The 14580-nt window shown below is 34.6% G+C and carries 7 protein-coding genes; 4 read left to right on the top strand and 3 right to left on the bottom strand.

The genetic code is table 11. The features are described 5' to 3' along the window. The first annotated feature begins 581 nt into the window (after positions 1–581). Positions 582–2768, top strand: a complete 2187-nt coding sequence (locus F6K23_RS02940; protein ID WP_293150359.1) for a hypothetical protein — start codon at positions 582–584, stop codon at positions 2766–2768. A gap of 346 nt (positions 2769–3114) precedes the next feature. On the opposite strand, the gene F6K23_RS02935 is transcribed toward F6K23_RS02940, so the two are convergent. The 3 genes from F6K23_RS02935 to F6K23_RS02925 form a co-directional block, all read right to left on the bottom strand. Beyond that, complete coding sequence (locus tag F6K23_RS02935; RefSeq protein ID WP_293150357.1) at positions 3115–4197, bottom strand: glycosyltransferase family 1 protein; 1083 nt, start codon at positions 4195–4197, stop codon at positions 3115–3117. A gap of 547 nt (positions 4198–4744) precedes the next feature. Beyond that, the gene (locus tag F6K23_RS02930; RefSeq protein WP_293151014.1) at positions 4745–5584 is read right to left on the bottom strand and encodes a glycosyltransferase family 2 protein; all 840 of its coding nucleotides are present in this window, start codon (positions 5582–5584) and stop codon (positions 4745–4747) included. Positions 5585–6344: 760 nt separating this feature from the next. After that, positions 6345–7439, bottom strand: a complete 1095-nt coding sequence (locus tag F6K23_RS02925; RefSeq protein WP_293150355.1) for a glucose-1-phosphate thymidylyltransferase — start codon at positions 7437–7439, stop codon at positions 6345–6347. A gap of 255 nt (positions 7440–7694) precedes the next feature. Between F6K23_RS02925 and F6K23_RS02920 the strand changes: the two genes are divergently transcribed. The 3 genes from F6K23_RS02920 (at position 7695) to F6K23_RS02910 (ending at position 14498) form a co-directional block, all read left to right on the top strand. Continuing rightward, positions 7695–8009: a hypothetical protein gene (locus tag F6K23_RS02920; RefSeq protein ID WP_293150353.1), complete on the top strand. Its 315-nt coding sequence runs from the start codon at positions 7695–7697 to the stop codon at positions 8007–8009. Between the two features lie 3589 nt (positions 8010–11598). Then, positions 11599–11850 carry a hypothetical protein gene (locus F6K23_RS02915; RefSeq protein ID WP_293150351.1) on the top strand — a complete coding sequence of 84 codons (252 nt, stop codon included), beginning with the start codon at positions 11599–11601 and terminating at the stop codon, positions 11848–11850. 485 nt (positions 11851–12335) lie between these two features. Continuing rightward, the gene (locus F6K23_RS02910) at positions 12336–14498 is read left to right on the top strand and encodes a hypothetical protein (RefSeq protein WP_293150349.1); all 2163 of its coding nucleotides are present in this window, start codon (positions 12336–12338) and stop codon (positions 14496–14498) included. The last annotated feature ends 82 nt before the right edge of the window (positions 14499–14580 follow it).

The following is a 14580-nucleotide window of genomic DNA, read 5'->3' as shown; positions in this document are numbered from 1 at the left end:
CTGGACTGTTTCAGCTCAAACTGTGCATTACAGAGCTTTTCAGTTGAGTAGACCACAAAACTGTTGTAGGAGTCAGGAGTCAGTCCTCAGGAGTCAGGAGGTAGGAGTTAGCACTCAGGAGGTAGGAGTCAGGAGTCAGGAGGTAGGGACGTTGCTTGAGCATTAATGCGTTTCATGTCGCGCAAGCGTTTTCCTGACGGAATGCTCCGCAAACATGTCCGCTCTTAGCGGAAAACGTCCGTACGGAGTCAAAGGCTAGTTAATTATGAATACAAATCTTCCCGGACTGCCCCCCGATGATTACAACTGTGGTCTATCCTGCATGAAAACTGCTATAGGGAGTAGGAGAGTTGGGGAGTAGGGAACCCACCCCTGACCCCTCGCAGGAGAGGAAAATTGTTGTTGGGTTTCGTCCCTCAACCCAACCTACGAAAAAAAAGGCGTTGCTGAATACTGGGATGATTCAAGCTGACACGGAGACACGGAGACGCGGAGACGCCGGGATTATGCTCAATCCTCTCGGATCAAATCATCCCGCAATTATGCAATGCCAAAAAAAAAGATAATTATTACAGATAAAAATGTCAGAAACTACTACCACTAAACCCACAAAAATCGAATTCATTCAGTACCATCAACCTGGCTTAAAAGATGGTGACTATGAGATTAATATTAAACAGGAAGTTACAGGAGAAAAAATTCAAGCAAATAACTCCTTCACTGTTACTAGAACTTTTGCTGTTTCAGGAGAACGCTTTGATTTAAAACCCAAAGATATTCATGCTGTATTCCCTCCAAGTGGTAGCTTAGGGGAACATTCCAATGTTCTACCCCATGTTGTGTTAAACCGCAGTACGTTACCTTGGGAACGTCTGGTTGATACTAATAGCAATAATTTACCTTGGTTAGCAGTCCTATTATTTGAAGAAGGGGAGAAACCAGAACCGAAAATTATCACTCTTCAGCAATTAAAGAATCCTCAAACAGGTGCCAGTAAATTCCCTAAAATTGTCAGCAAAGATGAAACTCCACCTACAAATGAAGTCTTTTTGTACTTAGAAAGCGGACAACATGAAGACGACAAAGTAACTGTAATTGATGTCACAAAACAGTTATTAGATAAAAGATTACCGACTAAAGAAGATTTACAATATCTTGCTCATGTGCGCCAAGGAACAGATGATGAAAACAACTTAGTCGGAGATGAACTAGCAATCATTATTGGCAACAGATTACCAAAAAAAGGCAGTATGAGCACCGTCCATCTTGTTTCTATAGAAGGGCGTTATGACGACACAGGTTTTAACTTTCAAGATGCAGGAGATAATGATTCTATTCGTTTAGTTAGTCTCAAAAGTTGGAGTTTTTCTTGCGTTGATGAAAAGCAAAGCTTTAAAAGATTACTGACTCATATCAACCGAGGTGAATTCCTTTTTAGTATTAACAATTTAGGACTTATACCAGATTTAAACTCTAGCAAAACTGATAATATAACAGCCGAGTTTGTAAAAAAAAGTATTGCCCTATCTAATCCAACAATACAAGTTGATGAGGAAGGAATACTATGGCGAATTATCAATGAAAATAATGAACAATTCTCAATTGAAAAATTAGGCGATCGCCTAGATATTTATCGTCGGGAATCTAGTATCCTCAGATTACCCAAGGTTGATAATGCTGAAGCAGAAAAATACTTGTCAATGGGCTATATTTCTCTACCTCACTTTTTACGACAGGGAGGTAAAACATTCTCCTGGTATCATAGCCCCTTAATCACTGGAAATAATCCTACTGATAACATCACGTTACCCATCCGTGCTGCTGATGAGCTAGTACGCTACAATCCCAATAATGGTATGTTCGATATTTCCTATGCTGCTGCTTGGGAATTAGGGCGATTGTTAGCTTTACAGAGTAAAAATTTCTCCATTAGTCTCTACCACTGGAAACGCAACCATAGACATGGACAGATAATTCAAAATACCGAAAGTCATTTACCTTTCTACAATCAGTCTAATACTGAACTTCCTGATGAAATATCATCCTGGTTTAAAGATTTAAGTCTTCTCAAAGGTGTACCCTTTAATTATTTAGTATCCGACGAACGGATGTTACCCAGAGAATCAATTCGTTTCTTTTGTATCGATCCATTATGGATAGAATGCTTATTAGATGGAGCATTTAGTATTGGGCGAGTCACGACATCAGATCATAAACAAGATCAAGCAAATAACAACATTCCCACAACCAATCTTCACAAAAAAGTAACTGGCTTTTTACTACGCTCTGATGTGGTTGCAGGTTGGCCTGGTTTACTCGTTGATGGCTATAGCAAGCTAGTTAATAGTGATAATGCTATTCCTGACGAAGATAAACTTAAATTGCTACGAATGGATCGTCTTTCAGCTAATGTCTTGATTTGTTTATTTGATGGGGAAGTGAAAACAGTTGATATTCACCAAAAACCAGAAACCCTTCATTTTGGATTGGACTCAGATGATGGGGGGAACACCTTTTACAAAAAATTGAAAGACAGGGATGGAAGACCAGTAGAACAAGGCGATAAAAATAGGTTAGAGATGCCCAATGATGAAAACCCTCTAACATCAAAATGGAAGGACAGGAGCAAGAATATACTCAACATTGTCAATCTGGCTGAAGCCATTAAAAACAAGGTAAACTTTAATTCATTTACCTCTGCACAATTTGCTTTAGAAATGATTGAAGGAGTAGAAAAAGTTAGATTTACGATTGGCACAAAAAATTAGTCTATTTCCTGGCTAGAACTTTAGCCCAAAGATAGATATTTCAATTGCTCAATCCTTACTACAAACAAAAACTTTTGGCGTTTCTGATTTTGGGTATAATTTGTATTTTTTGGCAGTTGCTAAACTATTGAATAACAAGTATTTGAAATTATTCAGTTAAAATCAATCTGGACGATCACATTGCTAATATTAATGGCACTTTGATGTACGAGTAATTGTAATTAATTTCAATAGTTAACAAGTATTATATAGCCATTGCTTGAACTTCAAGAACTGGGGTTTCAATGTTAGGAATTCACAGTTAATTTAAGTTGCCAAATCAAAAAGGAGCGATCGCTTCAATTATTTAAACCTTAATCAGATAATTCTGAATCACTTCCCTAGTAGCTAAACCAGTTTTTTCCCAACTAAATTCTTTAGCTCTAGCTAAACTTAAGGTTGATAGTCGCGATCGCTCTTCCACATCTTTAGCAATAATATTCATGGCATCTGTTATTTCTCCTACATTTTTCGGGTTAACTAAAATAGCTGCATCTCCAGCAACTTCTGGCAGGGATGAAATATTAGAAGTAATAACTGGGGTACCACAACCCATTGCTTCTAATACCGGAAAACCAAACCCTTCCCACAGACTAGGAAAAACTAAAGCGATCGCCTGATTTATTATTTTGGGTAATTCTGAATCAGGAACATAGTCAAGAAATTTGACTAATTTTGTTAATCCTAGTTCTCTAATTTGAGTTTTTAATGTAGGTGTATAAGTATTATCTGTAGGTCCGGCAAACCATAATTCATACTCGGAAAAATTAGGCAATTTAGCAAATGCTTCTATCAACCGATGCAGATTTTTATAATGGTCGTGGCGACCGAGATAAAGAAAGTAATTTTTCGTGGGTAAGTCTAAAAATTGGAATCTTTGAGAGTCATAACCTAAAGGAATAGGTGTAATTTTTTGAGGTGGTATTTGGAAAAAATCAGTAATATCTTTTGCGGTTGCTTGAGAATTACAAATAATATGTTCTGCCTGATTTAATACTTGGGGAATATAATATTTGAAATAAGCAGTTAAGCGAGAACCAGGTTTAGGAAAACGTAAAGGAATTAAATCATGAGCCATTACTATATAACGACATTGAGAATATAAGGGTGCTTCTGGTAAGGGAGAAAATAGTAGATTTGCTTGTAATTTTTTATAGATATTTGATAATTGAAATTGAGTCCAAAATAATCGTCGTAAATGACCTTTAGTTCCCTGAGCGGGTGTCATGTTGTTAGGGATTAAATGGCAGTTAAAATTGGGAATTTTATTGGCAACTAACAGGGTAGGATTAAGTTGTTGAAGTTGTGGGAGGATGTTATTTGCGTAGATGGATATTCCTGTTGGTTGTGGGATTAATACTGATAGATTGATTAGAAGTTTGTTAGACATTTGCGCTTACACGGATTATGGCACGGATATACGGATTAAGAGTCGAGCAATAAGTTTGGGTTGGATTTAAGACAAAAATTGCTCCTATCAAATCATGTTTTGTTGGGTTTCCCTCCGGGAAGCTCCGCTAACACTTCGTTCTACCCAACCTACCAAAATTTTAAATACTGTAGGTTGGGTTGAGGAACGTTTGCGGAGCATTTCCAACGGAAAAACTCAACATTTTCACTCAACCAGATTCAAATAAGACAAAAATTCCTCCTATTAAATGATAGTTTTTTGGGTTTCCCTCCGGGAAGCTCCGCTAACACTTCGTTCTAGCAAACCTACAAAAATTTTAAATAGTGTAGGTTGGGTTGAGGAACCGTTTGCGGAGCATTTCCAACGGAAAAACCCAACATTTTCAGTTCTCAAATAAGACAAAAATTCCTTTAATCAAATGATACTTTGTTGGGTTTCACTGATTGTTCTACCCAACCTACATTTTTCCATGTGTCACTTTTAATTTTTGACTTTTGACTTTTGACTTAAAAGGCTTTGTTAAGTTTCACTTCGTACGATTATGTCTGATAAATTTGCCGATCGCTCTAATTTTAACACGAGCTATTTTATAATTTATGGATGTGCTAATTAAGGCTGCTATAGTAATTCTAATTAACCTATATATTAAAACTAATCTAGTTGTATGTTTTTCTAAACTTAGTAGATAACTATAGATGCTATACTCAAGTTTTAATTCTGGATTTTTATTGGTAATGGAAGATGGTTGATGAGCTACAGATATTGTTTGAGTTATGGCAATTTTATGACCTTGTTTTGCATAGCGTCTACAGAAGTCAAAATCTTCATAATATAAAAAATAATCTTCATCAAACTGAGGGCATTTTTCAAAGTTTTTGAAGTTAATTAACATACTGCATCCTGTTACCCAATCTGTGGTTGATTTTTCTGTCTTGGAAATAAATTCATTTGGAATTATTTTGCCAGTTTCAGGAATAAATTTTCCGCCACCAAACCAAACTTTTCCTGTGGGTTCGTAGACTGTTGTTCCTAATATGGAAAATTCTGGATTTTTGGCTAAAAATTGGTGTGCTTTTTCCAGGGAGTTTGGGAATAAATAAGCATCGGGATTAATTAACCAAATTATGGCTTGAGGGTTTTGGTTATAAATCCAGTTTAATCCTAAATTACAAGCTTTTCCATATCCTAAATTAGTTTCTGAATTGATAATAATTGTGGTGTTGTTTTGAAGTTGATAAATAGAACTATCATCGGTCGAGTTATTAATAATAACTATTTGCTGAAATAGCTTGGGAGTTAATTTGATTGAATTGATTAATTTTTGAATTAATTGAGTGGAATAGTAATTAACTGTGAGGAAGTATATAGAGTTAGTATTTATATTAGTTTCTCCTAATCTACATTCTCGATCATTTTGCTGTATTTATTTGGAATATAATTAAAGGAAGCTTTCAACAATTAATAATTAGGGTTTGCTGAAAAAGTCTTATGGGTGAGGTTAGGAGACAACCAACCCCTCGCCCCTCCCCCGACCGTGGAGGGGAGAAATGGGAATAAGCTAGGAGGTAGGAGTAAGAATTGTCAATTTGGGATTTTTCTGCCCAACTCTTGCCCAAAATCCTAACTTTTTGGTAGCTAAAGCTGAAAAAGTTGCACTTTTTTTCAGTATAAAAAGGCTGAAGCTTTTATCTGTAAATGCTTTGATAATTAATCAGCAAGCCCTAATTACCTCTCCTTTAAAAGAAGAGGATTGACTAATCATGAAAATTTTTCTTTTTATCCCCTTAAAAGAGGAGGCTTTAACACAATTTTTCGGTAAAAGTAGGCGATCGCTACTTAAGAACCTATCCCAGTAATAAAATTTTTGCTAAAAACCCTAAATATTTTGAGAGTTAAAAACAAAAAATTAAGCTTTTCAAAGACATTTTACTTAAATAAATAAGCCTATTAAAAATAGTGGTATAGGTTCAAATTAAAGCGATCACCTAAATTTACAGGTGCTATATATGATATTTTTGGGTAATATAATGTCAGAATAATTAGTGACAAAAAAACTTTCTCCCTTTGAACCAATATTCCCTTCTGCCTTCTGCCTTCTGCCTTCTGCCTTCTGCCTTCTGCCTTCTTCAAGTTAGTTCTATTTGACTATCATCACCAATCAGAAATCGTAATGCTTTAGGACGTTGTGGAGCATTAATTAGTTGGGCACGACGACCAAGTAAACTATCAACAATACGTTGATGAATTTCAATAATTTTTGCTCCTTGTAATATCACGCTATGCTCAATATCAACATCAATTAAAGTTACATTATCGGCAATACTACTATAAGGACCGATAAAACAATTTTCTAGGTGACAATTATCTCCTATAATCACCGGACCTCGAATACTACAATTAATTAGTTTAGTATTTTCACCAATTTTTACTCGCCCAATAATTTGACTTTGAGAATCTATTTCTCCATTTATAGAATTAGTTAAACGAGTATCTAAAATAATTTGATTGGCACTGAGCAAATCATCTTTTTTCCCTGTGTCTAACCACCAACCTTCTAAGGTACGTGCTTCAACAGAAATTTCTTTATCTGCACCGGATGTTTGTTGGTCAATTAAATATTGAATAGCATCAGTAATTTCTAATTCTCCTCTAGCTGAAGGTTTGATATTAGCAATAGCATTATGTATTTTATTTGAGAAGAAATATATTCCCACCAGTGCCAAATCAGATGGAGGAACTTTTGGTTTTTCTACTAACCCTAAAACTTTTCCCTTTTCATCTACTTTTGCCACACCAAATGCTGTAGGGTTAGGAACTTTTCGCAGCAGAATTAAAGCATCTAATTGTTCTTTTTTGAAAGTCTCTAAAAATTGTTCTAGCTGACTCTCAATAATATTATCTCCTAGATACATGATGAAAGGAGAATCTGCCAAAAATGGTTGGGCAATTTTCACCGCATGAGCTAAACCAGCAGGTTGCTCTTGCAGAATATAGGTAATATTAGCTCCAAATTGTTCGCCGTTTCCTGTTAATTCTTGTACTTCTTTTCCCGTTTCTGGACTAATAACAATGCCAATGTCGGTAATACCTGCTGCGATAATACCCTCAATTCCATACCACAAAATAGGTTTATTCGCAACTGGTACTAATTGCTTTGCTCCTGTATAAGTAAGAGGACGTAACCTTGTACCTTTTCCACCAGAGAGAATTAATGCTTTCATATCAATATTTCCAATTGCGGATTTTTGTTGTAGTTTTTTTCTTAGGGCTGAATTTTTTCTCACTTTAGCATAAGTAAGGAAGAAGGAAGAGGGAAGAGGGAAGAAGCAACAAGTAAGAAGAAAAAACTATTAGTCAATTAATTGTGACTATTAAGGAAGAAGGAAGAGGGAAGAAGAAAAAACTATTAATCAATTAATTGTGACTATTTTCAGAACATGACAAACAGGGTCAGAGATTTTTTCAGGGGAAATTCTATGAAATTTTGCCAAAAAGCTCCACTACTGAAGAGGGGAAAAAATTTCTCGGTCATTAAGGAAAATCTGCCATTAATTCATTCTCCCTATTTTCAGAACATGACAAATATGGTCAGAGATTTTTTCTGGGGAAAATCTGCCATTAATTCATTCTCACTATTTTCAGAACATGACAAATATGGTCAGAGATTTTCTGTGGGAAAATTATCGGAAATTTTGGCAAAAAGCTCCACTACTGAAGAGGAGACTAATTTCTCCCTCATCAGGGAAAATTATCCATCAATTAATTCTCGCTATTTTGAGAAAGTGACATAGGGGATAAGAGATGTTTATGCGGGAAAATTATCGGAAATTTTGGCAAAAAGCTCCACTACTGAAGAGGAGACTAATTTCTCCCTCATCAGGGAAAATTATCCATCAATTAATTCTGACTATTTTTGTCAAGTGAAAAATAGGATAATAAATTTTTTATGCGGGAAAATTCTGTGGCATTTTGCCCAAAAACTCCACTACTGAAGGGAAAAAATTTCTGCTTCATCAAGGAAAATTACCCATTAATTAATTCTTGCTATTTTCAGAACATAACAAATAGGATAAGAGATTTTTTCAGGGGAAAATTCTGTGGCATTTTGCCCAAAAACTCCACTACTGAAGGGAAAAACATTTCTCGGTCATTGAGGAAAATTACCCATTAATTAATTCTTGCTATTTTGGTCAACTGACAAATAGAATAAGAGATTTTTTCAGGGGGCAATTCTGTGCAATTTTGCCAAAAACCTCCAGTACTGAAGAGGGGAAAAAATTTCTCGGTCATTGAGGAAAATCTGCCATTAATTAATTCTCGCTATTTTGGTCAACTGACAAATAGAATAAGAGATTTTTTCAGGGGGAAATTCTGTGGCATTTTGCCCAAAAACTCCACTACTGAAGGAAAAAACATTTCTCGGTCATTAGGGAAAATTATCCATCAATTAATTCTCGCTATTTTCAGAACATGATCAATAGGATAAGAGATTTTTTCAGGGGAAATTCTGTGCGATTTTATCAAAAACCTCCAGTACTGAAGAGGGAAAAAAATTTCTCGGTCATTGAGGAAAATCTGCCATTAATTAATTCTTGCTATTTTCAGAACATAACAAATAGGATAAGAGATTTTTTCAGGGGAAAATTCTGTGGCATTTTGCCCAAAAACTCCACTACTGAAGAGGGGAAAAAATTTCTCGGTCATTGAGGAAAATCTGTCATTAATTAATTCTTGCTATTTTGGTCAACTGACAAATAGAATAAGAGATTTTTTCAGGGGGAAATTCTGTGGCATTTTGCCCAAAAACTCCACTACTGAAGGGAAAAACATTTCTGCTTCATCAAGGAAAATTACCCATTAATTAATTCTTGCTATTTTCAGAACATAACAAATAGGATAAGAGATTTTTTCAGGGGGAAATTCTGTGGCATTTTGCCCAAAAACTCCACTACTGAAGGGAAAAACATTTCTGCCTCATCAAGGAAAATTATCCATTAATTAATTCTTGCTATTTTCAGAACATAACAAATAGGATAAGAGATTTTTTCAGGGGGAAATTCTGTGAAATTTTGCCAAAAACCTCCACTATTGAAGAGGGGAAAACATTTCTCGGTCATTGAGAAAAATCTGCCATTAATTAATTCTGGCTATTTTGGTCAACTGACAAATAGGATAAGAGATTTTTTCAGGGGAAAATTCTGTGACATTTTGCCCAAAAACTCCACTACTGAAGGGAAAAACATTTCTCGGTCATTTAAGAGATTTTTTCAGGGGATAAATTCTGTAAATTTTTATCAAAAACCTCCAGTACTGAAGGGAAAAACATTTCTCGGTCATTGAGGAAAATTATCCATCAATTAATTCTGGCTATTTTCAGAACATGACAAATAGGATAAAAGATTTTTTCAGGGGGAAATTCTGTGAAATTTTATCAAAAACCTCCACTATTGAAGAGGGGAAAAAATTTCTCGGTCATTGAGGAAAATCTGCCATTAATTAATTCTGGCTATTTTGGTCAACTGATAAATAGAATAAGAGATTTTTTCAGGGGGAAATTCTGTGAAATTTTATCAAAAACCTCCACTATTGAAGAGGGGAAAAAATTTCTCGGTCATTGAGGAAAATTATCCATTAATTAATTCTGGCTATTTTCAGAACATGACAAATAGGATAAAAGATTTTTTCAGGGGGAAATTCTGTGAAATTTTATCAAAAACCTCCAGTACTGAAGAGGGGAAAAAATTTCTCGGTCATTGAGGAAAATCTGCCATTAATTAATTCTGGCTATTTTGGTCAACTGATAAATAGAATAAGAGATTTTTTCAGGGGGAAATTCTGTGAAATTTTGTCAAAAACCTCCACTACTGAAGGGAAAAACATTTCTCGGTCATTGAGGAAAATCTGCCATTAATTAATTCTGGCTATTTTGGTCAACTGACAAATAGGATAAGAGATTTTTTCAGGGGGAAATTCTGTGAAATTTTGTCAAAAACCTCCACTACTGAAGGGAAAAACATTTCTCGGTCATTAGGGAAAATCTGCCATTAATTAATTCTGGCTATTTTCAGAACATAACAAATAGGATAAGAGATTTTTTCAGGGGGCAATTCTGTGAAATTTTGTCAAAAACCTCCACTACTGAAGGGAAAAACATTTCTCGGTCATTTAAGAGATTTTTTCAGGGAGAAATTCTGTGGCATTTTGTCCAAAAACTCCACTATTGAAGAGGGGAAAACATTTCTCGGTCATTGAGGAAAATTATCCATTAATTAATTCTGGCTATTTTGGTCAACTGACAAATAGGATAAGAGATTTTTTCAGGGGGAAATTCTGTGACATTTTATCAAAAACCTCCAGTACTGAAGAGGGGAAAAATTTCTCGGTCATTGAGGAAAATCTGCCATTAATTAATTCTGGCTATTTTGGTCAACTGACAAATAGGATAAGAGATTTTTTCAGGGGGAAATTCTGTGACATTTTATCAAAAACCTCCACTACTGAAGAGGGGAAAAATTTCTCGGTCATTGAGGAAAATCTGCCATTAATTAATTCTGGCTATTTTGGTCAACTGACAAATAGGATAAGAGATTTTTTCAGGGGGAAATTCTGTGGCATTTTGCCCAAAAACTCCACTACTGAAGAGGGGAAAAAATTTCTCGGTCATTGAGGAAAATCTGTCATTAATTAATTCTTGCTATTTTGGTCAACTGACAAATAGGATAAGAGATTTTTTCAGGGGGAAATTCTGTGACATTTTATCAAAAACCTCCAGTACTGAAGAGGGGAAAAAATTTCTCGGTCATTGAGGAAAATCTGCCATTAATTAATTCTGGCTATTTTGGTCAACTGACAAATAGAATAAGAGGTTTTTTCAGGGGGAAATTCTGTGAAATTTTGTCAAAAACCTCCACTACTGAAGGGAAAAACATTTCTCGGTCATTAGGGAAAATCTGCCATTAATTAATTCTGGCTATTTTCAGGACATAACAAATAGAATAAGAGGTTTTTTCAGGGGGAAATTCTGTGAAATTTTGTCAAAAACCTCCACTACTGAAGGGAAAAACATTTCTCGGTCATTAGGGAAAATCTGCCATTAATTAATTCTGGCTATTTTCAGGACATAACAAATAGGATAAGAGATTTTTTCAGGGGGCAATTCTGTGAAATTTTGTCAAAAACCTCCACTACTGAAGGGAAAAACATTTCTCGGTCATTTAAGAGATTTTTTCAGGGGATAAATTCTGTAAATTTTTATCAAAAACCTCCACTACTGAAGGGAAAAACATTTCTCGGTCATTGAGGAAAATTATCCATCAATTAATTCTGGCTATTTTCAGAACATGACAAATAGGATAAAAGATTTTTTCAGGGGGAAATTCTGTGAAATTTTATCAAAAACCTCCACTATTGAAGAGGGGAAAACATTTCTCGGTCATTGAGGAAAATCTGTCATTAATTAATTCTGGCTATTTTGGTCAACTGACAAATAGAATAAGAGATTTTTTCAGGGGGAAATTCTGTGGCATTTTGCCCAAAAACTCCACTACTGAAGGGAAAAAAATTTCTCGGTCATCAGGGAAAATTTTAAATCAATTAATTGTGACTATCTTGGGAAAATGGCAAAAAGAATAAGAAATTGTTTCTGTGGGAAAATTATCTGACATTTTTTCAAATAACTCCTCTTCAGTGGTGGAGATAAATTTTCGGTCATCAGGGAAAATTTTGAATTAATTAGAGGTACAGTTGTTTTTCTTATTTTATATTCCCTTTTTATATTCCCTATTCTCTGCTCGCTACCCCCGCGCAACAAAGGAATTTTTTACCTCACGCTTCTTGGGAATTGCTATAAATAGTATTTTCAAGGATAAAATAAGAGCTTCATTAATGGATAATGGATAATGGATAGTGAATAATTGATAATTACCTCTGGTTAAAACCGCTACGGAATTGAATATAAGGAAATATCGTAGCACTTTTTTTCCCTTTAGAAGGGGAGGATTCAAAGCGCGAATTATTTAATTATTAATTATTAATTATTCGGTAAAATCAAGAAAAGTTTGATATTAGCTCAATAAAATTATATGGCAAGACCACAGCTTTCTAATTTCGGGATAAATATGAAAAATAACTCTTGTTTCAAATTATTAAATACTAAACTTAATTCACAGTCTAGCTTTCAGATTAATAGCATTATTTTTTTAATTGTAGTTTTGATAATTATTTCCATAACATCAATATATATATCCCATGAACATACAATTTATTGGTGGGACTTTGTGGGATATCAGAACGCAGCAAATAATTTAACAAATTTATTTCGAGCATCACCTCAAAGAGCTATTGATGATATTTTAGGTTCTTTATCTCAACAGAAAAATTATTTAGTCGTGCTGCCATTAATTCCATTTCTTTATCTGTTTGGTAATCAAAGAATTGTTTATATTCTTAGTATTAATCTGGTCTATTTATTACCATTTAGTTTGCTGCTCGGTTCTATCGCTACAAAATTAATCCCAGTTCCTTCTCGGTGGGTATTTTGGTCAACAGTAGCGATCGCTCTAATAATACCCATGACCTGGAGTCCTAGTTTAAGAGGATATCCCGATATTGGAGCGACTTTATTTATTTTACTGGCGATTTTAATTTACTTACAAAATATTAGATTAACTGCTTGGTGGCAAATTCCTGTCATTGGATTATGTTTGGGAATATCTATTGTTTTCAGAAGACATTTTGCTTATAGCGCGATAGCTTTTCTTGCTGCTGTTAGTTGTCAAACTATGATTAACTTTTTGACTACTTTCAATTCTGTCAATAATTCCTGGAAAAGACTTTTAGAAAGTGCCATAAAAATTAGTCTGATTTCTCTCAGCAGTTTCCTGACTATATCAATTTTTGCTTGGGGTTTTATCCAAAGTTCTTTGACAGAAAATTATCGAACTCTCTATGCTGCTTGGAGTTTATCAATACCTGACATATTCTGGCGTTATGCCTGTTTTTATGGATTAATAACTTTACTGTTAGTAGCCATCGGATTTTCTGTGGGTATTCTGACAAAATATTTAATTCCATCTACTACTATTTTTCTTTTATTCTTCGGATTTTTTTCTTTAGCTGAATGGTTGATTTTACTCCGTTATGGCAATATTCATTACTCTCTACATTTCACGCCAATAATAGTTTTAGGATTAGCTTCATTTATCTGGACTACTATTAATACTTTCCGAGACAAAACTAGATTAATCATTTTAAGTCTCACCGGAATATTGTTACTTGGAAATTTTATCTTTGGCATAACTACAATTGGCAAATTTCATAATTCTCTACGACCATTATTTGCCACTAATTTTTCTCCATTAATTCGTTCCGACTATGATGAAGTTTTACGCTTGAGCAATTATCTAAGTAAATTAGCCAAAAATCGAGAATTAGTATATGTAGCTGCTTCCTCAAATCTTTTTAATGCCAATATTATTAGAAATGCTAATCGGATAATTAATCCTGAAAGTTGGCCTAATTTAAGAGCAATAAGTAAACCACATATTGACACCCGCGACACCTACCCGTTGCCAGAATTATTAGAAGCACAATATATAGTTATTGCTCACCCATTTCAGAAAGTATTATTAACTGATGAACAAGTTTTAAAACCAGGGCAACAAGATTTAGTTAAGTTTGTCTATGACGCTTTTACTCAAAATTTTCCCATTGCTCAAGATTTCCGAAAATTGCCAGAAGAATTTATCTTAGATGGTGGAATTACTGTTAGTTTTTATCAAAGATTTCGCCCTACTTCCGTAGCGACTGCTGTACAAACTTTATCAGCAGTACAAAAACAAATTCCTCAACGTCCAGGTAGACAGTTAGACTGGATGAGTTTAAATCAATCTCCTTATATTACTTATAATTATTCGGCAGTTACTCAAGTTTCTGATGATGGTTATAATTTAATGACAGACCCCTCAGATACAACTAAACAAACCTCTAAATATTTTCTCTATTTAGGGCAAGTATCGGAGTCAGTAAAAATTACTGGTCAACTAAATTTTCTGAATCAAGAATGTGATGGTTTGTCTCTTGCATTTTCTTCTTTAGATGAGCAAGGAAATTTAATTGATACAACCGCCCATAATTTTTTTCCGGGAGATTTGTCTGACTTGAATTTTTCACTCCCTGGTAAAAATTCGGTTTATTTACTTTTGGAAAATATGACTGTTGATAGGGATGAATTAACTGATAAATGTGGATGGGTAATTCATGATTTGGTTGTTGATGACTAGAGAAAGTTTTCTGGAGATAAATACTGATAATTATTTGCCTGGGTTTGGTGATAGTTTGACTTTTGATCTTCAGGGTAAAAGT

It is taken from the genome of Okeania sp. SIO2C9, from assembly GCF_010672455.1.
Classification (GTDB): Bacteria; Cyanobacteriota; Cyanobacteriia; order Cyanobacteriales; family Microcoleaceae; genus Okeania.
Note: the sequence above shows the minus strand (reverse complement) of the source record. Positions and strands in the feature narration are given on the sequence as shown.